The organism is Huijunlia imazamoxiresistens, assembly GCF_037132455.1.
Classification (GTDB): domain Bacteria; phylum Bacteroidota; class Bacteroidia; order Chitinophagales; family Chitinophagaceae; genus Flavisolibacter; species Flavisolibacter imazamoxiresistens.
In genome coordinates this window covers 142,558-168,230 of record NZ_JBBBEI010000001.1, presented here as the reverse complement: position 1 = coordinate 168,230, position 25,673 = coordinate 142,558, and the positions used below count along the sequence as shown (strand labels likewise).

Below are 25,673 nucleotides of genomic sequence, written 5' to 3'. Positions count from 1 at the left end.
AGCGCAGGTGCTGTTATTCATGAACGTTCCTTTTTTCATAGGCCAGAACACCCCAGAGCGCTTTTATTTTCGCTTCCGGATCCCAGGCGCCGCCAAAGGTCCACCGGGCGGTAATGTCTCCGGGCTTAGGGGCACCTTTCGCTTTTTGGAGGTTGTTCTCCAGCCAGGCGAAGTTTCCGCCTTCCCGCCTGATGTTGTGTACATACACCCGCTGTCCCCACGGACAGGGATCGAGCACCTGGTCGGTATAAGCATAGCCGATCGGGTGGTCAATGATCTTGTCCGTCATGGTGCAATTCAGCAGGAAGAACTGCGCGTCGTGGTGGTAGCGCCCCAGCGTGACAGGGCGTTTGGAATCGAAATGAGAGTCGGTAATAACGAGTTTTTTATTATAATCGCCGCGCCCGTCGTGCCAGATCAGGGCCCGGCCATCGCCATAAAAGGTACAGCGGGTAGCGTAGCACCAGCCGCGGGGGCACAGAAAGTCCACGCCCGGGCAACGAAGGTCCAGGTCGGCATGGTAATACATGCCGCTGGCGCCGGGCGCCCACAGGGACAAGGCGTCATTGCCGTCGGCCCATACATTGCAGTTGATCACGATGGTGCGGGTGGCTTGCCCGTAGATGGACATCTGGTGGGCGGTGGTTTGCTCCACCGTACTGCCATAGTTATTGTACACCGTCAGGCCGCTGATAAGGCAATCATCCGCACCTTCCTGCAGCACGATCACGCCGTTGCCGACCGGCTTGCCCTTGTACTCCTTTATCGTACGTTTACTGGAAAGTTCCGCGTAAAGAAGCCGCGTGCTGTCCCGGTTTTCGCCCACCAACACCATATTGGGCTTGTCAATGATTACTTTTTCGTTGTAGATCCCGTTTTTAATCCGGATGATATACGGTTTTGTCCTTGTTGCAGGGGCGGCTTCAATGGCCGCCTGGATGCTTTGGCCGGGCCCTACCACGGCATCATACCGTTGTGCGGACGCAGTGCCGCAGGTCAGCATCGCATAACAAAAAAGGACGGCCTGAATGAGTTTTATCATGTGGATGGCAAGTTTATAAAGTCTTTTCACTTTGGTGGTGCGGCAATATAATTTCAAACGAAGATTCCTTGTTCCTTTTCCAGGGCGACTGTGGTACAAACTTCCGATTTCAGCGCTTAAAGAACTGTCAATTAATGCGCAAATAGTATAAAATTTTCACCCCGGAACATTTTTAATCATTGGTTTGCAACAACTTAAGAAGTCGGCTATGTTTTTTTGGCCCTTACATAATCAGACGGCAATACATTGTATTTTTCTTTAAAACAAGTGGTAAAATATCCCGGATTACTGAATCCCACACCATAAGCTACTTCCGAGACGTTTCCTGCGCCGGCATCGAAGAATTGCCTGGCCCGTTGCAGGCGCAGGTCCCGCACAAACTCCACGGGTGTTAGGCCGGTGAGGCTTTTGAATTTTTTGTAAAATGTCGACCGGCTCATGGCCATTTCCACGGCGATGCTTTCGATATTAAAGTCAGTATCCGCCATTTTATCCTCCACCACTTGTATGACATCTTTCAAAAACGACTCGTCCCGGGAGGTCATCACCACCGGTTCAGGGCTGAGCGACACTGGGGTTTTCTTTTCCACCAGCGTTTCAAAGAGCCTTTTTCGCTGGCGGAGCAGGTTTTCCACCGAAGCAAGGAGCAATTCATTCGGGAAAGGCTTGGTAATATAGCAGTCCGCCCCATACCGGAGCCCTTCCATCCGGCTTTCGACCGAGTACCGGGCCGAGAGCAGCACCACGGGGATATGGCTCGTGCTGACCTCGTTTTTGATCTGGTCCAGCATCCGGATACCATCCATCCGGGGCATCATGATGTCGCTGACGATTAGGTCCGGAAGAAGGGCGATGGCTTTTTGCAGGCCTTCCTGGCCGTCCTTTGCGGTTTCTACCTGGTAGTAGGCGCTCAGCTGCCCCTGTATAAAAGAGCGCAGCTCCTCGTTGTCTTCTACCAGCAATACCACTGGCCCTGCCCCGCCTTGCGGAGCGCCCTTGCTGGAAGCGGAGGGAACGGCTGGCTGCTCCGCCGGCTGTTCCGGGAGGGCCGCCGTTTCCGCCCGGTCCGCAACGGAGCCATCCCATTGCCCGTAGCTTTCCGAACCCAGCTTCATCCTTACCGTTACCGTCAGTCCCCCTTCCCTATTGTTTTCCGCCCGGATGGTTGCGCCATGCAGGCGGACCAACTCCCGGGATAAAGCCAGCCCGATACCGGTGCCTTTCCATCCTCCTCCGTGGGCAGGATCGCCTTCCTGGAACAGCTCAAAGATCTCCTCCAGCTTTTCGTTGGGCACACCGGGGCCCTGGTCCTCTACAGCAAGGGAAAAGCTGTCCTCCCCGGCAAGGAACTGAATCCGGATATGGATGGCTTTTCCTTCGGGGGTGAACTTGAGGGCATTACCCAGGAGGTTGTAAAGCACGACGTCCAGCTTTTCCGCATCCACCCAGGCGAAGAGCTCTTGTTGATCCGACAGGACGTCCAGCTGGATCTGCCGGACCCTGGCCGCTTCCCGGAAGTGGTCGGAAACGCTCCGTGCAAAGCTTACCAGTTCCACCCGGGAAAGGCGCAGCTCCGCTTTTTCGCTTTGCACTTTTCGCAGGTCCAGCAGTTGGTTCACAAACCGAACCATGCGGGCCGCATTCTTCCGGGCGACGTCCACCCACGAAGCCTGCTCGGAAGACAGGCCCCCCTTTGCGGACAATTGTTCCAAAGGATTGACAATAAGGGTCAGCGGTGTCCGGAGTTCGTGGGACACATTGGTAAAAAAATCCATCTTCAGCGCCGCCATCTTTTGTTCCACGGCAATTTTGTTGCGCAGCCGGATCAGGACGGTCGCATACCGCCAGACAAGGTACAGCAAGGCACCCGCCAGGAGCGCATACAACAGCCAGGCCCACCAGGTTTTCCACCAGGGAGGAAGGATGGTAATGGAAAGACGCTTATAGGGTTGATTGGAATACAGGTCCGGGCTGAGGCTTTTCACTTCAAAGACGTACTGTCCCGGCGGCAGGTTCGTGTAAGTCGCCCTTCGGAACTGCCGGTCATCGTGCCAGGCGCTGTCGAAGCCCACCAACCGGTAGGCGAAGGCCTGGCGCCTGCCGGCCCTGGCGTCCGGGATGGCATAAGCGATGCTGACGATATTCTGATGGTGCTTCAGCGTTAATTCAGAAATGTAATTGATATCATAGTGCAGGGCCGTTTCATTCGCTCCCGGACCGGCCTCCTCATTATTGATGTACAGCTGGGTGAAGGCAATGTTTCCCGGTATGCGGATGTTGCGGAGGCGTTGCGGGTCAAAGGACAGGTAACCATTGGCGGTACCCCAGTAAAACTGTTGGCCGGAGGCCGACAGCGTCACGGATGCTTCCGAAAAAGTCACCATCGGCAACCCGTCATAAGCGTCATAATTCCGAAAAACCCCGGTTTCGGGATGAAACCTGGAAAGACCGTTTTCAGTGGCCAGCCATAAACTCCCCTGCGCATCTTCGGCGCAACTAAGTATGTAATCATTGGCCAACCCGTCCCGGGTGGTATACTTCCGGAAACGCAACGACCGGAAGGGGTGGCTTCCGATCGCCTGGCAAAAACCACCGCCGGCGGTTGCCAGCCACATCCGGCCTTTACGATCCCGTTGTATGAATTGGATGTCGTTGTTGCCCAGGCTTTCTTTGTCGCCGGGGACGGTACTATACAGCTTGCAGTGGTAGGTAGGTGCATGCGGATCATTGGCGCCCAGCACCACCAATCCGTCTGTTGTCCCGATCCAGATATTCCCTTCTTTATCCAAAGCCATGTGCCGGATGCTTTGAAAGGAAGCCTTCGGGTAATTCTTCAGCAGCAGGCGGCCCGGGACAAACCCCGTAGCTGTCGGGCTGTCTTCTACCAACACCAGCCCGCTATCCATGGATCCGATCCACACACGCCCCTGCCGGTCTTCCAGTAACGCATAGATTTGATGGCAGGGTAAACCCTCCGGCTGCTGTTGACCCGGAAGAAAGTGGAGGAGCCGGTACTTCGTTGCCTCTTTATCGACAGGCACCGCTTTGAACAGGCCGTTCCCCTTGGTACCCAGCCACATATTACCCCGGCTGTCCTGTAGAATGGAATAAACACCCACCACTCCACCCGGAGGCTCGTTTACGAGCACCCCTTTTAGCGGAACCCCATTTTGATAAATAAACAATGGGCCATTTCTAGCACCCAGCCACAACCGCCCTTTGCGGTCCGCATAAATGCCTTTCAGATCATGTACCGGTTGATCTGGCCCGCCCGCCAGGACAGGCTGCTGGCGGAAATCATTGTCCTGCAAGATGATCTTCAGCAAACCCGGCTTGCCGGTTCTCAGCCAAAACACGCCCGCTTGGTCGTAATACATATGCTGCACATCGCCGGGAAACGGGTGGTGGCCTTCATCCGTTGTCGCTATCACCTGTTCCAGGCCTTTGGTGGCAGGATGGTAATAGCCAAAGCCGCCCCCGTTCATAAAAACCCATACCGTTCCGTTGTAATCTTCCACTACCTTGTAAAACCTGTTGCTGCTGTTGTGCTTTGCCGGGGCTTTTGCCTGAAACAGTTGAAAGGAATTATTCCCGGGGTCAAAACGAATGGCTCCCTGCTGCTGTGGCCGCAACCATAATGCACCCGACTGGTCTTCGTAGGGGGCAGACAAACTGTCCACCGGTTGGTAACGGGCCGTAGTCCACTGTTGATGGATAAGGTTTACCGTAATCACTTCGCCCAGGGAAGAACAGGCATAAAGAACGGGCTTTTTCCGGGAGATGAGCAGGGCATTGATGCGGCCGGCGGCAATGGGGTGAACGGTAAAGGTTTTCGTTTTCTTTTCGCAAACAATAAGGTTGCCGTTGGTGGTGCCGAAATAGAGGTGCCCGGCATCTTCCGCAAACTTGGTGAGGTGCAGGCCTGTAATGGCAGCGGGCACGACAGGATTATTGGTATAGATACCTTCCGGTGACTTTTCCAGGCAGGAAAGCCCTGCCGGGGTACCGATCCAGATGCGGTGTTCTTTGTCCTCAAAAAGAAAGTTAACGTCGTTGGAAGGCAGCCTGTAGGCAGCGGGGGCCCCTTTCGCATACCGGTACACCTTCTTTTCCGACAGCACCGTTTGCGACACGCAAAAAATGCCCTCGCTGTCCGACTGCAGCCAAACCAGACCACCAGAGGCCAGCAGGATGTTGGAAAATGCGATTTTGGGACGATCCGGAAGACGGATGATCGTGGATAAGGGCAGGAACTGGTGTCTTTTTTTATCGAACCGGTAAACCTGGCGGTCCGCAGCCAGGATCCACAAATGTCCCGACTGATCTTCTACAATCCGGTCGATCCGGTTACTGCGCAGTTGGTATTTGTCCGAGGGAGCGGATTTATACGAAACGAAGGTGTGTCCATCAAAGCGGTTGATACCATCCCAGGTCCCAAACCACATAAAGCCTTCCCGGTCTTTTATCATGGCGGTGACCCGTTGGTGCGACAAGCCATCCCCGGTAGTATAGTGCTCTATCTTTCCCCGGGGTTGCGCCGAAACAGGGGAAATAAGCAGGAAAAGAACCAGGATAAAAGAAAATACACGTTGACCTTTGCTTTTCATAGTTCAGAGCCCGCTTTCGTTGCATAATTTAAGAAAGACAAAGTTCAGAAGTTATTTGCCGGTGGTGCCACTGAATAGATCCGGTCACCTGAATACCTTTTACCCAAAGGCATCAATGGCAGCTTTCGAAAAGTTGTCCTTAATACAAAAAAACCAACAAAACGAAGGTAAAGGAAAAATTTAGAAAAGAATAGAAACCTGGTACTACAATATTCCTCCCGGATGCTTCCTGATCATCGGGTGGAGGGGTCCCTCTCCTGGCCGCCCGGAAAAATTCGCCCCACCCGGGAAAGTTTTAAGTGAAAACACGCATGTTAAATTAATTTTATTGCTTATGTCCTGATTAGTATATTCCTCGATCTGCACGACCCCTGTATCTTTGTAGCTGATCATTATCCCATCCAATACCTTGAACCGGGCTTCACCGGCTTTGGACCAAGTCCTGCGATTCCTTTCCGAAAATATCTGTACGTCCAAAACTGCTGCACCATGTTTTACCTAAGGCATCTGACCGGCCATTCCCTTGCCGCCCGGCTGCGACGCTGGAAAAAGGAATTCCAACGCGACCCCTACTACCGGGCCGATACGGACACCGTTTATTCCTACATCCTTCCCCAGCCCGGGGAACGGGCCTACCGCGTAGAGTTTCGCATTTTTTGCAACCACCCGCTGAAAGCCGTCTACCGGGAGGATGGCCGGACCACCGTTTTGAGCCGGTCCTTTCCCTGCCGCGAAAGGGCGGAGCGCTTCGTGCAGGCCGAACTCAAACGGGCTACCCCCTACTTCCGGCAATCGCATTTCTATATGATCCGGCAAAACAACGGGGCCGTAGAGCAGTACTGGTAAGCTGGCGCTCCACCGGCTAAAAAAAGGACTTCCACCCGGCCTTTCCTTTTAATAGGGTGGAGGAACTATGAAAGTAATTTTCCAGGCCTTATCTTACCAAAGAATCAACCTACGCTATGGAAAAATTTGATGTCCTTCTCATTGGCAGCGGGCACAATGCCCTCATCACGGCCGCCTACCTGGCAAAGGCAGGCCGCAGCGTGCTGGTACTGGAAAAGAACGACCGCCCCGGCGGCCTGGTACGCACCGAGGAACTGACCCTGCCCGGCTTTCAACACGATGTGTACGCCTCCGCCCATCCCCTGTTCGTGACCGGCCCGGCCTATGCCGACCTGGGTGCCGAGCTGGCCGAACGCGGGCTCCGCTACCTCAATACCGACCTGCCCACCGGCGTGTCCCTGGGCAATGGCCGCACCGCCGTGCTTTCCCGCTCGCTGGAGGCCTCCATAGCCGAAGCCGACCGACTGGCTGCCGGCGACGGCGCCGCACTGGCCCAGCTGGTGGAATCCTTCTATCCCTATGCCGGCGACGTGTTTTCCCTCTTCAGCCAGGACCTCGCGACACCGGCCGCCCGCGAAACGATCCGCCGCCTGCTGCACGGCGACAACGGCCCGGCCTACGCCCCTTTTGCCAAACAACTTTTTGAAACCGCCCGTACCGTGGTGAGCCGCTTCCGGTCGCCCGAAATGCAGGCCCTGCTGGCCCCCTGGGTAATGCACCTGGGGCGCACCCCCGACGAGGTGGGCAGCGGCATCTGGGTAACCCTGGTGGTGCTGGCGCTCATGGGCGGCGGCATGGCCATACCCGAAGGCGGCAGCGAACGGCTGGTACAATCCCTGGCCCGGCTCATTACCGATAATGGCGGGCAGATCCGTACGGGCACCGGCGTGGACCGCGTGCTGGTAAAGGACGGCAGGGCCGTGGGCGTGCGGACCGCCACGGGCGAGGAGATCGCTGCCTCGGTGGCCGTGGTGGCCTCGGTCAACTCGGACCAGTTGTACCGGGAGCTGCTGAAAGAAACGGAGGTACCCGCCCACCTGCTGCAGCAGGCCAAAGACTTCCGCTACGGGCGCGGCTGCGTGCAGATCCACCTGGCCCTGGACGAACCGCCCCGCTGGCCGGACGCCCGCTTCCACCAGGTAGGACAGCCCCACCTGACGGGCGGGCTGGAATCCTGCACCCTGGCCATCGCCCAGGCCATGAACGGACTGCTGCCCGAAGAGCCGGCCTTTACGGTGGACTGCCCCACCAACTTCGACCCCGGGCGGGCGCCGGCAGGCAAGGCGGTGCTGCGCGTACAGTTTCTCGAAATCCCCTGCCGTCCCCGGGGCGATGCCGCCGGCCGGATCAAAACCGGCGACGGCCGGTGGACGGAGGAGCTGACAAAGCGCTTTACCGACCGGGCCCTCCACCTGCTGAAAAAGCATATTCCCGGCATCGACAGCTCTATCCGGGCGCACCGGGTCATTACCCCCGACCACCTGGCCGCTTTCAACCCCAACCTCGGCCCCGGCGATCCCTACAGCGGGGCGCACGACCTGGCCCAGAGCTACGTGCTGCGGCCCCTGCCCGGCCAGCCGGGCCACCGCACCTTCGTGCCCAACCTGTACCAGACCGGTGCCGGCACCTGGCCCGGCCACGGCGTGAACGGAGGATCGGGCTATATCGTTGCCCAACAACTGCTTTCCTGATACGCCCTGCAAACAGGTATGTTTCTTGAACTATGGGGATACATGCAAAATGGTATCCCCTTTTCCATCCTGGTGGTCGATGACGACGCCGATGACCGCCTCTTTATCGACGAGGCATTTATGGAGATCGGCTATGCGGCCGAAGTGAAAAAGTTTATCGACGGAAAAGGCCTGCTCCGCTACCTGGAACAAATCGAGCCGGCCTTGTATCCCTCCCTGATTGTACTGGACAATACCCTGCCGGGCCTGGAGGCAGGCGACCTGCTCGTGATCCTAAAGGCCCACCCCTGCTGCCGGTCGATCCCGGTAGTGGTATATACTTCCTCGGTTACCGCTTTCATGAACGAGCAACTGCTCTCGCAGGGCGCTTACACCGTTATGGAAAAGGCTTCCTCCACCCAGGAGATTGTCCAGGTGGCACTAAAACTGAAAAGCCTCGCAGAGCGGCAAAGAAATGTGGACGATGGCCCCGGCGGCGACTTGCCGCTGGAGGCTGCACCTATTGGTAAAAAATAATATGGTTCTATGGAGCAGACGAAGCTTGCCAACACTCCTGTAAGCCGGGATGATTTTTTATTGTTTGAGGCCCGTCCGGGCCTTGCCCTTGCCCTGCTGCCGGATGCCCCCCGGTTTACCTGCATTGCGGCCAGCCACGACCTGCTGCGCGCCTTCAACCAAAAAAAAGAAGCCGTGGTGGGCCGCGGTCTTTTGGACATCTTCCCCCAAACGCCGGCAGCCGACCTCCGGGCGGCCCTGACAACGACCCTCCACAACGGGGAACCTGCGGACCTGCCCCCCCTGCGCTTCGACACCTCCAATGGAGCGGACACCGTTGCCGAAAGGTACTGGAAGCTACGGGCCGTGCCGGTGCCGGGTGAAAGGGGCGAAACCCGTTACCTGGTCTGCACCGCGGAAGGGATACCCGCCCCGCAAAAGGCCGAAACTGCCGAAGCCCCGGACGGGGAACTGCTACGGGCGTACCAACGGCTCCGGGAAATGGAGCGGGAATACCACAACCTGATCCAGTCCATGGAGCAGGGCTATTGCGCCCTGGAACTCCTCTTTGAAGGGGACCGCTGCATCGACTACCGGCACCTGGAAACCAACCCCGCCTTTGAACGGCAGTCGGGGCTGGAAGGCGCCATGGGCAAAAGCCTCCGGGAGCTGGTCCCTGCCATCGAGCCCAAATGGCTGGAATTGTATGGCCGCGTGGCCCAGACCGGAAGGCCGGTCCGGGTGGTGGAGCGCTCCCCGGCGCTGAACCGGTGGTTCGAGGTATATGCCCAGCCCCTCGGCAGCCCGGGAGAGCGAAAGGTTGCCGTCTTTTTTACGGACATCACCGAACAGAAGACGGCGGAGCAGTCCCTTCAACGATCCGAGGAACGGCTGCGCAAGGTCATCTCCATTGAAACGGTGGGGGTCATTTATTTTAACCTGGAGGGCACCCTCCTGGATGCCAATGCGGCCTTTGAACGCATGAGCGGCTTTTCCCGCGAAGCGCTGAAAAGCGGAAAGGTGCGCTGGGATGAACTGACGCCCCCGGAATTTATGGAGGCGACCCTGAAATCCCGGGAAGAGTTTTTATCCAAAGGCCAGAACACCCCCTATGAAAAGCAATATCTCCGCCCCGACGGGAGCCGCTGGTGGGGCCTGTTTGCCGGCAAACGGCTGAATGAGACCGAGTGCGTGGAGTTTGTGCTGGATATTACCGGGGTAAAGGAAAAAGAGGCCCTGCTGGTTCAAAAGGACCAGAACTTCCGCAACATTATCCATCATGCCCCGGTGGCCATGGCCATCTTCCGGGGCGAACAGCTGGTGCTGGAAACGGTGAACCGGCAAATGCTGGAACTGGTGGGCACCGGCCCGGAAATCATTGGCCTGCCCGTTTTGGAGGTACTGCCGCAACTGGAGGACCAGCCCATCTACCAGGCCTTGCAGCAGGTGTACCGCACCGGTGCGCCGCAATACGGCCAGGAATGGCTGGTGCCCCTGCCGCGAGGCGGTGTGTGGGAAGACCGTTACTTCAACTTCGCCTATACCCCTGTGGTGGAGGACGCCCGGGTAACGGGCGTCATGGAAGTGGCCACAGAGGTTACCGAACAGGTGCTGGCACGGAAAAAAATCGAGCAAAGCCACCGGGAACTCCTCTTTGTCCTGGACATCATGCCGATCCTCACCTGGCAGGCGCTGCCGGACGGGACGGTGGACTTTATCAACCGGGTGTACCTGGATTATTCCGGCTTGCCGGCGGAGCAGCTGAAGGGCTACGGCTGGATGCAAATCCTCCACCCGGAGGACGCCGCCCACACCAGGGAGGTATGGCAGGAGGCCCTGGCCCGCGGTGCGCACTATAAAGTGGAACACCGCCTGCGGGACCGCCAGGGCGCCTACCACTGGTTCCTGACCCGGGGCATTCCGCTGAAGGACGAAACCGGCGGGGTGCTGAAGTGGTTTGGCACCAGTACCGATATCGACGAGCAAAAGCGGGCCAAGGCGCTGCTGGAACAGCGCGTGCAGGAACGCACGGCGGAACTGGAGATCCGCAACCGGGAACTGGAGGAGTTTTCCTTTGTTTCCAGCCATGACCTCCAGGAGCCGCTGCGAAAAATCGCCCTGTTCACCGGCATGGTGCGGTCGGAAAGTGCGGACCTGCTGAGTGAAGCTTCCCGCCATAGGCTGGACCGGGTGCTGCAGGCGGCACAACGCATGAGCAAATCGCTGAAAGACATCCTGGACTACTCCCGGCTGAGCAAGGAAGTGCAGTTGCAGCCGGTGGACCTGCAGGCCTTGCTGGCGGAGGTAGTGGCGGACCTGGAAGTAATGATCAGCGAAAAAAAGGCAAGGATCACCTCCGGCCCGCTCCCTACGATCCGGGCCATACCGGGACAGATGCACCAGTTATTTTATAACCTGCTGGGCAACGCCATGAAGTTTTCCCAACCCCAGCAGCCGTCCGTGGTGACCATCACCTGCCGGCAGCCCGGTGAAGAGGAAGTAAAAAACCTGCCGGGGCTGGACCGGGGCATCTGCTACTACCATATAACGGTGACGGACAACGGCATCGGCTTTCGCCCGGACCAGGCCGAAAGGATCTTTGGCATGTTCCAGCGCCTGCACAGCCAGGATGCTTTTACCGGCACCGGTATCGGGCTGGCCCTTTGCAAGAAAGTGGCCGAAAACCATGGCGGGAAAATCTGGGCGGAAAGCCAGGAAGGCGAAGGCGCCCGCTTCCACGTGCTCCTGACCCGGGAAGGGCCGCTGCCGAAATAGTACCGGCTGCGCCTGGGCAGGACACCCCGCCGGCGCAGGGGCTTATAAAATATTCGTTTTATTGGGGCAGAATAATGATGAAGGTGGCGCCCTGCCCTTCACGGGAGCGAGCAAAGATGGTCCCGGAGTGGTTGTCCACGATCCTTCGGGCAATGGCCAGTCCCAACCCGCTGCCTCCGTACTCTGTTTTCGGGTGCAGGCGGCTGAACAGCCCAAAAATCTTTTCGGCATACTCCTGACCAAAGCCGATGCCGTTGTCGGCCACTGAAAGCTGCAGGTAGCGGTCAGCGTGGGGCAGGGAGTAGTGCTGGATGTCGCCCTCCTGCAGCCACGTACAGCTGATCGAGATTTGAGGCGGCTCTTCCGGGCGGGAAAACGTAAGGGCATTGTCCAGCAGGTTCTCGAACAACTGGCCGAATTGCACCCGCACCACCCTTACCACCGGCAGCGCATCAAAATGGATCCGGGCCTTTGTTGCTTCGATCCTGTGTTGCAGCTTTTCCAGGGCCTCCCCGATCACTTCCGCCAGCGAAACGCTTTGCCGTTCCCCCCAGAGCGTCAGGGTGGAATAAGCCATGATATCGTCGATCATGCGGCCGGCATGGACGGCCAGCTGGTTGGCCCGCTGCACCATCCGGCGGGTGGCCACGGACAACTCCTCGATCCCGGTCAGCACCATATCGGTAAAGGTGGCAATTTTGCGCAGCGGCTCTTTCAGGTCGTGCGAAGCCACATAGGCAAACTGCTGCAGGCTTTCATTGGAACGCTCCAGCGCCAGGGTTTTCTCCCGCAGTTCCAGCTCCACCTTTTTCCGCAGGCTGACGTCCTGGACCGTACCCACGATCCGGACGGCACGGCCGTTTTGAAAAACGGCAATGCCCCGGGCCCAGATGTATTTCAGCTTGCCGCCTTTCAAAAAGCGGTATTCCACTTCATAAGACCCTTCCTGCTGCGCCCGGGCCATGGAAGCGGCCACCCGTTCCTTATCCTGGGGATGGATGTATTCCATATAGTTTTTCACGCCCGTTCCCGGCTCGATGTCAAAGATCCGGTACACTTCCGGGGAACTGTTGGACTGGCCGGTTTGCAGGTCCAGTTCGAAACTGCCCATCCGGGCGATGCGCTGGGCATCCAGCAGCTCCTGTTCATGCCGGGCGATCCGGTCCTTTAACATCCCGATATAGGTGTTGGTGGCCGCCGTAGTGCTGCCGGTGAAAAAGCTGTCCAGCTCGTCCACCAGGTCCAGGACCGTTTCGATGTCGGTGGTAAATTCAGGGATGAAGAGCCGGAACGCCCGTTGCCGGATATAATTGATCAGGTAAATGTCTTCGGCCAGCAGTTCGAATTTACCGATGATTTCCAGCTGGTCCGCTTTCCACCGTTCCAGGGACAACTCAATCAGTTCGGTGGCCTTTCCCTCGGCCAGCAGGCCCAGGAACTCCTGCATGGAATGCCGGATCCGCTCCACGAGCTGTTCATCACTGTAAGCGGCCAGCAATTTCAGAGCGGGCAGCTCCACTTCGCGGGCCAGTACCAGTTGCTGTCGGGCAACCTCCTCCAGCCGGTGTTCCTGCAGGTGGCGGGCAAATGCAGGCAACAATTGGTAGGTATGCGTACTGATATAGGAGCGAATAAACCTCACTGCTTTCCATTTATAGTTGAAGGAATAAGCCAAAGCTCCCCGGTACCAGGCTATTGCCTGCACTGCCATTGAGTCTATTTGCTTTTGTTGTCCAGTAAAGGCAAACACAATGCCGAAGAACAGCCCTGTACCGGCCACCGGGAGAAGGGGCCAGCTTTCTCTCCCTGCCTGGAGCGCAAAAAGACACGCCAAAAGAAAAGGATGCTCCCCGGAGCATCCTTTTCTTTTGGCGTGACCAGAGACCATTGACCCTTATTTGGGACCAATGAGCTTACCGGAAACTTTCTGATCTCCTACGCGGAAAAGGTAAATCAGATGGGACCTTTGATGAGCCGGCACGTTGTATTCGATGGACTGAACCTGTTCTTTCTGAACATATCCCTGGTAAAGGGTTTTTACTTTTTGACCCGATAAATTGTATAGTTCCAGTGTGGCCGGGCCGGAAACTGATGGCTGAATGGTAAACTTTATTTTGCTGTCAAAGGGATTGGGAGCAGCCAGCACCCGGGTGGCCTTTTCCACTCCCGACGAAAGCTCCCCGGCAGCAGCCTTATTGGAGGTGGTTGGCTGGGGACAGGAGTTGGTCAAATAATTATCGCAATTGGTTATGCCCGAGGTACAACCTGCCGAATTGGTGGCGGTCATAAAGAACTTCTTACCGGCCTGCACGGTAAATACTACCGGCCCGTTGGAGCCATTAAAGGTAAAGGTCTGCGACCCGGTCACCCCGGTTTGGGTCAGGGTATAGGTGGTTCCGGCAACCGGGCAGGATACGGTGACCGTAGGGGCGGTAAGGTTTCCGCACAACGTGGCTTCCTGGATGGTGACCACGGGCCGGGGAGGGGTTGCCGGTTGTCCGTTTACGACAACGGTAGCGGTGTTCGTGCAATTGGAACTGTTCCGGACGGTCAGCGTATAGCTCCCGGGAGCTACATTGCTGAACGTGGTACCCGACTGGAAGGCGCCTCCAATGCTGTACATGAGACCGGTACCGGTGGGAGCGGTGACGGTAATGGTGCCGGTTGCCACGGTACAGGTGGGCTGCGTTACATTAGCGGTCGGCGTGGCGGGTGTCGGCGGCTGCGCATTCACCGTTACCACGGTAGCCGGGGAAACGCAGGTTCCTTGTGCCGTGGTCAGGTTATAGGTGCCCGGCTGCACGTTGGTAAAGCTGCCGGTGGAGTTGGTCACCGCCGCCCGTACCGGGTTGGTCCCGGTCAAGGTGTAGGTATTACCGCTAATGGGGCTGTTCACCGTTACGGTACCCGTGGCGGTAGTGCAGGTAGGATGTACCACCGAAGCGGTTGGCGCAACCGGGGTGGCATTAAAGTTCCCCAGGGCAAAATCTTCCAGCGAAGCGGTAAGTGAGGGAGATTGCCTGGTTTCCACGATAAAAAAGGCAAAACAATTACTGATGCCCGCCTGGCATAAATTGATGGCGCCTTCAAAAAAAGCATTTTTCAGGTATTGTTGCTGGCCGTCTTTATTGGTATAGGTCAGCCCGGCCGGAACGGCAGCGGCAGCCTGGTTGGCGCCGGAGCACGCAAAACCGGAGGCCGACGTATTCAGTACGGGCTCCGTGCCGTTCCAGGTATACACTTTAGGAGTGGCCAGGGTCCCTCCCACCGACAGCTCAATCAAAATAAAGAGATCGCCCACCGTATGCGTACCGTTAAAGGTACCATTCGCGTTCAGGCTTACCGGGCTTTTCAAAAACCAGAAGCCAATGTTTGCCGCGCCGCTGTTATCGGTCCGGTCTCCAAAAAAGCGGAGAATACAATTATTGGTACCCGTGAGTACGGCGCCGGCATTGGCAATATCGCCCTTATCATTGGCTCCTTTCAGCCACCATTGCCAGCTGCTGATGTTTTGTACATCCTTGGAGCTTTTAAAATTGTTGTCCACATCGCTGCCCGCATTAAAGACATCCGGAGCATACGCCTTGATGGCAAAATTGGTTTGAAAGTTCGCCCAATCGGCCGGGTTACCATCACAATACGTGGAAGGTAGCTGAGCGCGGAGATTGAAGGAAAGCAGGCAGAGAAAGAGCAAGGTCAAACAAAAGGTAACCTTGGCGAACAAAGGATACCGGTACTGCTTTCCATAGACAGAATGGGGGTGGCTTTTTGCAAAGGAATCCATAAAAGTGGGTTTATTGGTTAAGGTGATTGGAAGAAAGCGGGTGGGTACCATTAAGACCCGTTGCTCCAAACGGGCACAGGACAACAGCCCCCTGCTGTCCCAGGACAGCAGTCCTGTACAGGAAGGGCATGAAGCGGTGATGAATAAGGAATACGGGCTTGCTTTAAAGTAAGATGCAGTGATAAAATGATTCGACCCTTTCTACAAAAAGTAAGAAGAAACGGATTTTTGTTTGGGTTTGGAATAAGGGTGAAAAGGAATGGTGATCAGGGCACAGGGATTTACTACCCGGTAATAAGGCATCTGTTTTTTGAATTTTCCAAAACAGGAAAGGTAATGCCTGCAGCCGTCATTCAGGAACGATGAAACAACCGCCTCCTGCATTGGTTCTTTATATATGAAAAGGGCGAAAAGAAGCAACACATTCTCAAGGGTCACCAGCACCATACAGCACGGTAACAGCATTCAACAGGGTGGAACGAGCAGACGTTGCGGGATGTAGTAAAGGATAGGAGCACAATTCCGGGAACACGTGGAGCGGCAAGGTAGGGTAAGGGTATTTTCGTTGTTACTGCTCTGGTGTAAAATTAGGATTCATTTATTTTATTGTCAAGCTAAATAAGAAATTTTACTTAAAAAATATGGCAGATAGCACTTATACTGTTTCCTTAATATAAATTATTCCATTGTAAATCGCGCAACTATATCTTTAATCGCATAAAAGGAGGCGGCGCCGCATTGGCCCGCCGGTGGCAACGCTTATGAAAAAGCAATCTTCGTTAAAGGATGTCGCCGGCCTGTTTCTGAAGCTGGGGCTGATTGGCTTCGGCGGCCCCGCCGTGCATATTGCCCTGATGGAAGAAGAGGTGGTGCGCAAACGCGGCTGGATGGACCACCCGCACTTCCTGGACCTGGTGGGCGCTACCAACCTCATTCCCGGGCCCAACTCCACTGAAATGACCATGCATATCGGCCATGAGCGGGCCGGCTGGAAAGGCCTGGTGGTAGCCGGCTGCTGTTTTATTTTCCCGGCCGTACTCCTGACCGCCCTCTTTGCCTGGGCCTACAGGGTGTACGGCACGCTGCCGCAGGTGCAGCCCTTTATCTACGGTATCAAACCGGCGATCATTGCGGTGATCGTAGCCCTGATGATCGGGCTGGGAAAGAAAGCCCTGAAAAGCGTTTCGCTGGGGATCATCGGCCTGGCGGCGGCCGTGGCCGTGCTGGCGGGGTGGAACGAAATCGCCGTATTATTCGGTGCGGGCTTTTTGGGTATGGCCCTGCACCTGGCCCGCACCCGCAACCCCCGGAGCTACGGCCTCTTCCCGTTTGCGTTGCTGCAGGCTCCCGGCACCCTGGGTATTTCGGCGGCGAAACTGTTCTGGATCTTTTTGAAGATCGGTTCGATCCTTTACGGCAGCGGCTATGTGCTGTTTGCGTTCCTGGACGCCGAACTGGTAGCCAAAGGCCTGCTCACCAAACAGCAACTGATCGACGCCGTTGCCGTGGGGCAGTTCACCCCCGGGCCCGTGTTTTCTTCCGCCACCTTCATTGGCTGGCAGATCGGAGGACCTGCCGGGGCCCTGGCCGCCACCGTGGGTATCTTCCTTCCCTCCTTCCTGTTTGTCGCCTTTCTCAACCCCCTGGTCCCCCGGCTCCGGAAGTCCCCCTTGATGGCGGCCTTCCTGGATACCGTCAACATCGTCTCCATCGGCATTATTTTGTCGGTGGTGGTGGAAATGAGCCGTGCCACCCTGCTGGACTGGCGGACGGTGCTGATTGCCGTGCTCAGCTTTATTGTAACTTTTTCTTTTAAGAAATGGAACACGGCGTTTATCATCCTGGGAGGGGCGGTACTGGGATATGCCTTATCCTTTTTCTAAAAGCCTTGCCTTTTCTTCCAGCAGCTTAGGGAAATAATTGCGATGATCACCGAAGCCGCTTCAAAGTAGACGTGGGCGTGCAGGCCGGCGTCTTTTATGCCGTCGACCGATTTGAGCCTGGATTCCACGCTGACGGCACAGGCGGCGCAGCTCATTTTCAGCCCGGGGATAGTTTTCCTTACGATCTTATCCCTGGCTGCATCCTTCTGGAGAAAATTGCCGCGGACATGGTTGCATGTTTTCCCAAAGGTGCTGAGGATGCGGGAGGGGATTGTTATACCATCAGCTGTGGGCGTTATATAATTTCGGGATCCCCGCTACACCTTGTCCAGGGGTTTGCGGGTGCTCTCCTTGTCTTCCTGGAAGCGGGTAGGCGTGAGCCCGGTGACTTTTTTAAACTGCTGGGAAAGGTGCTGCACGCTGCTGTAGCCCATTTGGTCGGCGATCTGGGTCAGGCTCAGCTCGTGGTATTTCAACAGCTCCTTGATCCGTTCCACTTTTTGCAGGATAACGTATTTTTCAATGGTCACGCCTTCCACCGAGGAAAACAGGGCGGAGAGGTAGTGGTAGTCGCGCTGCAGCCTTTCTTCCAGCAGGGCGGACCATTTCAAATGTACCTCCTGCTCGCCGCGGTGTACCAGGGACACCACCACGTTCTTGATCTTTTCCACGGTCTGGGCTTTACTGTCGCTGAGCAGCTCAAAGCCGGCCGCCCGCAACCCTTCTTCCAGGTCCTTCAATTGGCCTGCGGCGGGTGGGGCCTCCAGCTCCACTTCTCCCAGCCGGATATTCCGGTAGGGAAGGTTTTGGCGGTCCAGTTCTTTTCGTACCGCCAGGATGCAGCGGTCACAAACCATATTTTTGATATACAGGTGCATGGGTAAGTCATTTGCCTTCCGCTCAATGAACGAACCCCAAAGGTATAGGGGGGTGAAGCATTGGACGTTACAAAATTCTGCCGCGGTTTAATATTTTATTGTTAGGGTAGAACGATAGCCGGCATCCTTTCAGAAATCACGGCTCTGTAAAAGCTCAGGAATTGCATAAAAAAGAGACTGCCCCGAAATTTCGGGGCAGTCTCTTTTTTGTCGGGACAAGGAGGAATGGAAACGATACTCCTTACTGGTACCCTTCATTTTGTTTGAATTCGGCCTTGTTGGTAACGGCATCCACCTGCGTCTGCGGGATCGGCCGTACGATATGAAAGGGCTGAATATTCACGGCATTATCCGGGTTATGGGCTTTGATGCGTTCCAGCAGCTTGCCGGTCCGCTTCAGGTCGAACCAGCGCAGCTGCTCCCCTGCCAGCTCGCGGGCCCGCTCGTCCAGGATAAAATCCAGCGTGACCTGCGCCGGCGTTACCTGCATGGCGGCGGCACGGCCCGGTTTGGCGGCCCGGGTGCGCAGCACGTTGATGTTGTCGGCGGCCTCCTGCAGCCGTCCCAGCTTCAGCTGCGCTTCGGCCGCAATGAGGTACAGTTCCGCCAGGCGGATGACGAACACATCCCGGGCGCTCTGGGCCTCGTTCAGGCTGGGCCGCGTGGGGTCCATGAACTTCGAAAGGCTCACATAGTGCAGGTTGTCCTTCACGCTGCCGTTGGCATTGTAGGTCTTGCTGCGGTCATAGGTGCGGTATTTCCGTGTCGCCTCGAAGGCATCGTCCACTTCCTTGTGGGTAGTAAAAACGGCGGTATCGCCCAGGTTCATGCCGGCGGGCCGGGAAGCGGCATTGGCCAGCCACACCTGCTGGAAGGAGCCTTCGTAGCGGGCATCATCCTCGCTGAACAGGTCGAGCAGGAAGCGCGACGGCATGTAGCGGTTAAAGGGCCGCCCGTTCTTGATGTCGCGGGCCATCCCCGGCAGGTCGTCGTACTTCATGAGGAACAACAGGTGGCCGTTGTTGCTGCCCCGGCCGTGGCCGTAGGGGTTGTTAGCGCTGTTGGACAGGTCGTTGATGGTCAGGTTGGCGGCATAATTCACCGCGTACACCACTTCCTTGTTTTTGAGGTTGCTCATCTTCCACAGGTCGGCAAAGAGGGGCTCCAGGCGGAAGCCATAGCCGCCATTGATGACGGCCTGCGCCATGGCCAGGGCTTCTTCGTTCCGGCCCCGGGTCAGGTACATGCGGGACAGGAAGGCCTGGGCCGCCGGCTTGGTGGCCCTGCCGTAATCGGCCTGGGTGGGCGGCAGGTTGGCCGCGGCAAACTCCAGGTCGCGGAAGATCTGCGCATAGAAGGTGTCCACCGGCGTCTTGTTGGCCGTGCTGATGATGCCGTTGGTTTCCTCCAGGGTAAAATGCACGCCGCCCCAGGTTTCGACGATGTGCCAGTAGTAAAACGCCCGCAGGAACCGCAGCTCCCCTTCGCGCACGGACCGCAGCTGGGGTGACAGGCCGGCCTTGTCGATGCGGAGGATGCCGGCGTTGCACAGGTTGATGGCGGCGTAGAACTCCCGCCACTCGGCGGCCAGGGCGGTGTTGGTGCCCTGCAGGTTCTGGTACTGCGTCAGGTCGCGGAACACGTCGCCGGTGCCGCTGGTCCAGATGTCGGTGCCGGTTTCGGCAATGTTGTAGCCTTCTTCCTTGCCGTACCACCAGCGCTGGTAGCTGTAGGCCGCATTCACCAGGGTTTCAAAGCCGGTAGGCGTGGTATAAACGCTCTCCGCCGTCAGGCCGGAGGGATTGTATTCTTGCAACGCTTTCTTGCAGCCGCCCAAAGCCAAAGCCGCCAGGAGCGCCGCTGCCATCTTTATGGGAACGATTTTCATGTGTGTAGAAGTTAGGTTTTAGGACTTACAGGTTTACGTTGATGCCTACAATAAACAGCTTGGTCATGGGGAAGTTTTCCGAACCGCCCCGCTCGGGATCGTACTCCAGGTCGGTGAACGTAAACAGGTTCTTGGCGGTGGCATAGGCACGGATGCCCTTCACGAAGCTGTTGCCCAAAAGGGTCGAAGGCACGGTATAGCCCAGGGACAGGTTGCGGATCCGGGCATAAGAGGCCTTGCGGTAACCCAGGGTGCCCAGGTACAGCAGTCCCCCGTTCTTGTTGGGGCGCGGATAAGCGTTGGTGGGATTTTCCGGGGTCCAGTAATCCAGGCCCGAGGTGCTGTTGCCCAGCCCCTGCTGGTCGAAGCGGGCGTAGCGGTCGGCATTGATGGTCTGGCCGATGCGGGCGAAGACGAAGACGTTGAAATCAAAGCCCCCGAAGCGGACGTTGTTGTCCAGGCCGCCGCTCCATTTGGGACGGGGGTTGCCCAGGATCACCCGGTCGTTCTGCGAGTCGATCTTGCCGTCGTTGTTCTGGTCCTTCACCTGGATGTCGCCGGGCTTCTGGGCGGGCAGCATGCCTGCAGCCTTCTGGGCATCGGCGGTCTGCCAGATGCCGACCTTTTCATAATCGTAATAAACCTGGATGGGCTGGCCCACGAACCACAGGTTGCCGATGTCGCTGGTGCTGCCCGAAGCCAGCTCCACGATCTCTTCGCGGTTGCGGGTAAAGGTGACGTTGGAGCTCCAGGTCAGCCGGGCGCTGGAGATGTTGGTGGTGCCCAGGGTCACTTCCACGCCGCGGTTGCGGGTCTTGCCGATGTTCTGGAACACGGTAGTCACCCCCGTGGTGGGTGGCAGGCCCCGGGTAAGCAGCAGGTCCTTGGTGCGGCTGTCGTACACGTCCACCGTGGCAGTGGCCCGGCCCTGGAACAGGCCCAGGTCGAGGCCGAAGTTTTTGGTGGCGGTCAGCTCCCACGACAGGGCGGCATTGCCCACCTGGCGCGAAAAGGTATAGGCCGGGGCGGGGGCTTCGTCGTAGCCGAAGGCGATGCGGGCCAGGTTGCTCTGGGTCACGTAGGGCCCGGAAGGATCGTTGCCGGCGATACCGTAGCTGGCCCGCAGCTTCAGGTCGCTCAGCAGGGGCACGTCCTTCATGAAGTGCTCGTCGCTGAGGCGCCAGGCCACGGCCGCCGAAGGGAAGAAGGTCCATTTGTTGCCTTCAGCCAGCTTGGAGGAGCCGTCCTGGCGGGCGGTCAGGTTCAGCAGGTAGCGACCCTTATAGCCGTAGTTCAACCTACCGGCAAAGGATACCAGGTCGCTTTTGGCATAGTTGGACGAGATCTTGATCTCCTCGGTATTGCCCGACAGGTTGTAGAACTGCTGCGAGGACAGCAGCTGGTTGACGCCCGAGGCCGACGATTCTTCGGAATAATTGCTCAAGCGGCTGGCCACACCGGTCAGGGTCAGCGAATGGTCGGCAAAGGTTTTCTGGTAGGTCAGCACGTTCTCCCAGTTGATGTTCTTCAAATTAGACGTATTGTAAGTAGCCTGCGACTTGCCGGAAAGCGACCGGTCGATGGACTGGGGCGAGGCGTAGATGCCGTTGCGTGCGGACGAAAGGCTGATGCCCAGGGTAGAGCGGGCCGTCAGGCCGGGCAGGGGCTGCACCTCGATGTAGGCGTTGGTCAGGGTGCGGGTGGTGACCAGGGAATTTTTATAAACGTTGGGTTGCTCGTCGGCCAGCGGGTGGGGCGTTTGCGCGTCGAGCAGCAGGAAGTTGAAGGCGCCGGTGGAATCGTATATGGATCCCAGGGGGCTCACCTTGTTGGCCTGGTTGAGCGGGTCGCGGCGGATGCTCTGGTCGTAATAGGTGAGCTGGCTTTGCATGCCCACCTTCAGCTGGCGGCTGATGGTATAGTCCACGTTCAGGCGGCCGGTATAGCGTTTGAGCCAGTCATTTTTCAAAATACCCTGTTCGTTGAAGTAGTCGCCGGAAACATAGGCCTTCAGCTTGTCGGTGCCGGCGCTCAGTCCCAGCTGGTAATCCTGCTGCGCCCCGTTATGGATCAGGGCGTCCTGGTAGTCGGTCCAGATCCGCTTTTGCACGGCGTTGCGCTCGGCGGGGTTGGCAAAGACGGTGGCGTCGTCGGTGGGGCTGCCGGCTGCCCGGTACGCCTCGCGGCGGAAGGCGACGAACTCGTCGAGGTTCATGGCTTTGGGATAGAGCGTTACCTGGGAAACGCCGCCATACGAGTTGAAGGTAACGCTGGCGCGGCCGCTGGCGCCCTTTTTGGTGGTGATCAGGATCACCCCGTTGGCGCCCCGGGAGCCGTAGATGGCCGTCGAAGAGGCGTCCTTCAGCACTTCCATGGATTCGATATCATTGGGGTTGATATCCTCGATATTGCTGTACTGGATCCCGTCCACGATGAACAGGGGGGCGTTGTTGCCCCCGATGGAGCGGTTGCCGCGGACGCGGATGGAGACCCCGGCACCGGCCTGGCCGCTGCTGCGGGTGATGTCGGCCCCGGCGATCTTGCCCTGGGCGGCATCGAGCACGTTGGTGGTGGGCACTTTTTTCAGCTCCTCCCCTTTTACGGAAACCACCGAGCCGGTCAGGTCTTTTTTACGGACGGTTCCGTAGCCGACCACCACCACTTCATTCAGCGAGCTGGCCTCTTTGCGCAGGCGTACGGACAGCTTTTTGCCTACTTCGGCCCCTACGGTCTGGGCCAGGTAACCGACGGAAGAAATGACCAGGTCCACCCGGCCGGCAGTGCCGGGTATGGTCAGCGTAAAGGCGCCCCGATCGTCGGTCCGGGTGCCGGCAGTAGCCCCTTTAATCGTTACGGAAACATCGGACAGCCCGGTACTGGAGCTGTCATCTACCACGCTGCCGGTAATTTGCCGGCCCTGGCCCCAGGAGGTGGCCGCCAGGCAAAAGGCCATCAGGAACAAAGCAAGGAATCGTTTCATGTGCACTGTTTATCGTTAGGAAAAAAAGACCGGCACGCTCCGCAGAGCCGCACCGGTTAAAAATTTAATGTAGAAAAACCTGCTATAGAAGGGGTTCAAAAATTGACATTTTTGGTTCACTTTTTCACCACGCTCATAATTATATATAAAAACCAATTTTTTATATATTGGCTTTATTTCCATTTTATATTTTCCGGCTTTCCGGCCTGCAACCGGACGCTCCCTTTATCCTGCCCCTTAACCTCCAGGTGAATGACCTGGTCGATCTTCGAGGTCAGGGTAACCTGCCCGGCAGTCCCGTTCCAGGTCAATGCGTCCACGAGGATACCGCCCCGCAACGCCATTCCTTTAATAGCGCCCTTCGTCCATGCGTAGGGCAAACAAGGCAGCAGGGACACTTCGCCCAGGTCGGCATAGGCCAGCATCTTCATGACCAGGGAAGGGTAGCCCCCGCTGATATCGACATTGAAGATATTTTTGGGGTCATGGGTGGATACCATGTTGTTGTTCCAGTAACTGTTTCCCAGCCAGGTCAGGATGTCGGTGGCGGTTTCGGCCTCCCGGAGCGCCGCAGCCGAAAAGGCCAGGTGCATCATGCCGAAGGCCATGACGCCCCCGTTGTCTTTGCGCCGGATCTCCATCCGCCGGTCGATCACCTGTTTGGCGCCCCGGACCAGTTCGGGGTTGCCCATGATCTCGGGATCATGCAGGTCATACAATCCGAACAGGTGGGAAGCATGGCGGTGGTTGTGGTTGTCCTGCAAGCCGTCCCATAACCATTCACGGAGTTCGCCCTTCTCGTTCACCTTGTAAGGGGGCATTTTGCGCAACATTGCTTCCCACTTCGGGATCTTTTCCTGGTGTACACCCAGGATCTTGCTGGAACGGATGATCGCCCGGAACAAGGCTTTGGCGGCCATGATGTCCATCGTGGCATTGATGCAGGCCTGGCTTTTGCCATTGGCCGGGTTATTTTCCGGCGAATAGGAAGGACAGAAGATATAGTTCCCGTCCGGGCCCTCTTTTAGAAAATCCTCATAGAAAATTTCGGCTTCTTTCATGAAGGGCAGTGCCCGTTCGCGCAAAAACTTTTTATCCCGGGTGTACAGGTAGTAGTCGTAATAAAACAGGGCATACCAGGGGGCGCCGGCGGTCCAGAACGTCATCGGCCAGGTCGCATCGAATTCGTTGTCGAAGCCGCGGGTGGCGATATGGGAGGGAATATGGATGCCCCGGCAGTTGTACAGCACCCGGGCATTTGTTTGGAAATCCTCCATCATCGATTCCAGCTTGTCGAACAGGGGCAGGAGCAGCTCCGGCGTGTTGGCCTGCAGGTAGTGGGAGATGGCGACGGGCAGGTTGCCATTGGTGGTATAATCGCTCGCCCAGGGCGGCGTCATGGTGGCGCCCCAGATCCCCTGGAGCTTGGGCGGGTTCATGCCGGTGGCGCTCAGGATGTTGTAGCGGGCGGCATTAAAGATCCGCTCGATCAGCGCCTTGTTGGCACCGCCCATCTGCAGTAAATCCTCGGAGGATTTCCGGCGGTCGGCCGGAGCAGCATCCAAATCCAGGGACACCCGGTCAAATAAAGCCTGGTGAACGGTCCGGTGGCGCGCCAGCAGCTGGTCATAGTCCGGGGCGTAGGTCTGGAGGGCGGCCGCCAGGGTGGCCACCTGTGATACGTTCATATCCATGCTCGGTTGGATCCTGCCGATCAGCAGCACCTCGTCGGCATTACGAAGGATCATTTTGTCGCCCTGGGTCGTATAGCTACCTCCCGAATGCACCACCCGCAGCACGCCTTCATACCCCTGGAAATTCCCTTCCCAGGTTTTCGCGTACCAGGCCCGGAACGATAGCCGCCCTTTTTCGGCGGCTGCCGCCACCCGGTCGATGCCCAGGTTCGGGCTGATGTTCAACTTCTGGATCCGTTTGGGATCGGCGGTCAGGATCCGGGAAAGACTTAAGGTAGTGTTGATGGTGCCGCGTTCATTGGCCCGGAGGCGCATAACGATTAAATTATCGGGACGGGAAATAAAGAGCTGCCGGCTGAAAGTGCCGTTTTGCTCTTCCCATTTGACCGTTACTTCCCCGCTTTGAAAATCGGTTGTCCGTGCGTAGCTTTTGATTGCGGCGGCGGCGTCATGGACCACCTCCAGCCGGAAGGCGGGAATATAAGGATCGCTGGAGTGTTTGCCGTTGTATCCTTCTGTTTTGGCCAGGTCCACCACATACTGGGACGCCTCCTGGTATTTTCCCGCCAGCAGCAGCGCCCGGATTTCTTCCAGGTGTTTGCCTTGGCTGGGTGGCAGGAGCGGCTGGTGAAAAGGCAGGAATAATTGGGTTTGGTTAAACGTAATCGAGTCATGCGCCACATGGCCGGACACCATCGCCCCCATGGTGCCGTTCCCACTGACCAACGATTCCTCCCAGTTCCGGGCCGGCCGGGCGCTGTAAAAACCTTTCGAAGGCACATGGGCGACATCGATCTTCCCGCCCCCGGTTTTTTCTTTCTTGAAACCAACAAGGGCGATAAAGAGAACCCCTATTACTACATTCACTAATTTTCCCATTAACTGACAGATTTTTAAATGGAATGTAAACCTATTCCGCCTGGCAGGAAAGGAGGTTCAAATTATAGTCTAATTGGTCAAAAATCAGGTTGAACAAATTTTTCCCAGTTGAGAAACAGCACGTAATCCATTAAACGTAACTCTCCCAAATCCTTTTAGCAATAAAGAGGGGCACTCCCTGCTTCTAAAGACGCCCCTTAGGAACCAACCCCACTTTTTTGGGGAATCCAT

The 25,673-nt window shown here is 57.1% G+C and carries 14 protein-coding genes; 5 read left to right on the top strand and 9 right to left on the bottom strand.

The features are described from left to right. Positions 1–13: 13 nt before the first annotated feature. Together V9K67_RS00440 and V9K67_RS00435 are read right to left on the bottom strand one after the other, a co-directional pair. A complete protein-coding gene (locus V9K67_RS00440; RefSeq protein ID WP_336719287.1) occupies positions 14–1,042 on the bottom strand; it encodes a pectinesterase family protein in 1,029 nt (342 codons plus the stop codon). Between the two features lie 206 nt (positions 1,043–1,248). Further along, complete coding sequence (locus tag V9K67_RS00435) at positions 1,249–5,649, bottom strand: hybrid sensor histidine kinase/response regulator transcription factor (RefSeq protein WP_336719286.1); 4,401 nt, start codon at positions 5,647–5,649, stop codon at positions 1,249–1,251. 489 nt (positions 5,650–6,138) lie between these two features. Here V9K67_RS00435 and V9K67_RS00430 point away from each other — a divergent pair, with 489 nt between their 5' ends. From V9K67_RS00430 to V9K67_RS00415, 4 genes are all read left to right on the top strand, one after another. Further along, positions 6,139–6,495 (top strand): hypothetical protein, encoded by a 357-nt coding sequence (locus tag V9K67_RS00430; protein WP_336719285.1) that lies wholly within the window; start codon positions 6,139–6,141, stop codon positions 6,493–6,495. Between the two features lie 116 nt (positions 6,496–6,611). Then, positions 6,612–8,186 (top strand): phytoene desaturase family protein, encoded by a 1,575-nt coding sequence (locus tag V9K67_RS00425; protein ID WP_336719284.1) that lies wholly within the window; start codon positions 6,612–6,614, stop codon positions 8,184–8,186. A 42-nt stretch (positions 8,187–8,228) separates the two neighbouring features. Beyond that, positions 8,229–8,702 carry a response regulator gene (locus V9K67_RS00420; protein WP_336719283.1) on the top strand — a complete coding sequence of 158 codons (474 nt, stop codon included), beginning with the start codon at positions 8,229–8,231 and terminating at the stop codon, positions 8,700–8,702. Between the two features lie 9 nt (positions 8,703–8,711). Further along, positions 8,712–11,456, top strand: coding sequence for a PAS domain-containing protein (locus tag V9K67_RS00415; RefSeq protein ID WP_336719282.1), 2,745 nt, complete (start codon positions 8,712–8,714; stop codon positions 11,454–11,456). A 58-nt stretch (positions 11,457–11,514) separates the two neighbouring features. On the opposite strand, the gene V9K67_RS00410 is transcribed toward V9K67_RS00415, so the two are convergent. Both V9K67_RS00410 and V9K67_RS00405 read right to left on the bottom strand, forming a co-directional pair. After that, positions 11,515–13,167, bottom strand: coding sequence for a sensor histidine kinase (locus V9K67_RS00410; RefSeq protein WP_336719281.1), 1,653 nt, complete (start codon positions 13,165–13,167; stop codon positions 11,515–11,517). Positions 13,168–13,350: 183 nt separating this feature from the next. After that, a complete protein-coding gene (locus tag V9K67_RS00405) occupies positions 13,351–15,240 on the bottom strand; it encodes a hypothetical protein (protein WP_336719280.1) in 1,890 nt (629 codons plus the stop codon). A gap of 761 nt (positions 15,241–16,001) precedes the next feature. On the opposite strand from V9K67_RS00405, the gene chrA reads away from it, so the two are divergent. After that, positions 16,002–17,123 carry a chromate efflux transporter gene (gene chrA / locus V9K67_RS00400; protein WP_336719279.1) on the top strand — a complete coding sequence of 374 codons (1,122 nt, stop codon included), beginning with the start codon at positions 16,002–16,004 and terminating at the stop codon, positions 17,121–17,123. Here the strand turns inward: chrA and V9K67_RS00395 are convergent. From V9K67_RS00395 to V9K67_RS00375, 5 genes are all read right to left on the bottom strand, one after another. After that, positions 17,120–17,278 carry a hypothetical protein gene (locus tag V9K67_RS00395; protein ID WP_336719278.1) on the bottom strand — a complete coding sequence of 53 codons (159 nt, stop codon included), beginning with the start codon at positions 17,276–17,278 and terminating at the stop codon, positions 17,120–17,122. The genes chrA and V9K67_RS00395 overlap by 4 nt on opposite strands. A 162-nt stretch (positions 17,279–17,440) precedes the next feature. Beyond that, the gene (locus tag V9K67_RS00390; RefSeq protein WP_336719277.1) at positions 17,441–18,001 is read right to left on the bottom strand and encodes a helix-turn-helix domain-containing protein; all 561 of its coding nucleotides are present in this window, start codon (positions 17,999–18,001) and stop codon (positions 17,441–17,443) included. Between the two features lie 241 nt (positions 18,002–18,242). Beyond that, positions 18,243–19,889, bottom strand: coding sequence for a RagB/SusD family nutrient uptake outer membrane protein (locus V9K67_RS00385; RefSeq protein ID WP_336719275.1), 1,647 nt, complete (start codon positions 19,887–19,889; stop codon positions 18,243–18,245). Positions 19,890–19,914: 25 nt separating this feature from the next. Continuing rightward, positions 19,915–22,869 carry a SusC/RagA family TonB-linked outer membrane protein gene (locus tag V9K67_RS00380; RefSeq protein ID WP_336719274.1) on the bottom strand — a complete coding sequence of 985 codons (2,955 nt, stop codon included), beginning with the start codon at positions 22,867–22,869 and terminating at the stop codon, positions 19,915–19,917. 173 nt (positions 22,870–23,042) lie between these two features. Continuing rightward, positions 23,043–25,442, bottom strand: coding sequence for a glycoside hydrolase family 95 protein (locus V9K67_RS00375; RefSeq protein ID WP_336719273.1), 2,400 nt, complete (start codon positions 25,440–25,442; stop codon positions 23,043–23,045). Positions 25,443–25,673 lie beyond the last annotated feature (231 nt).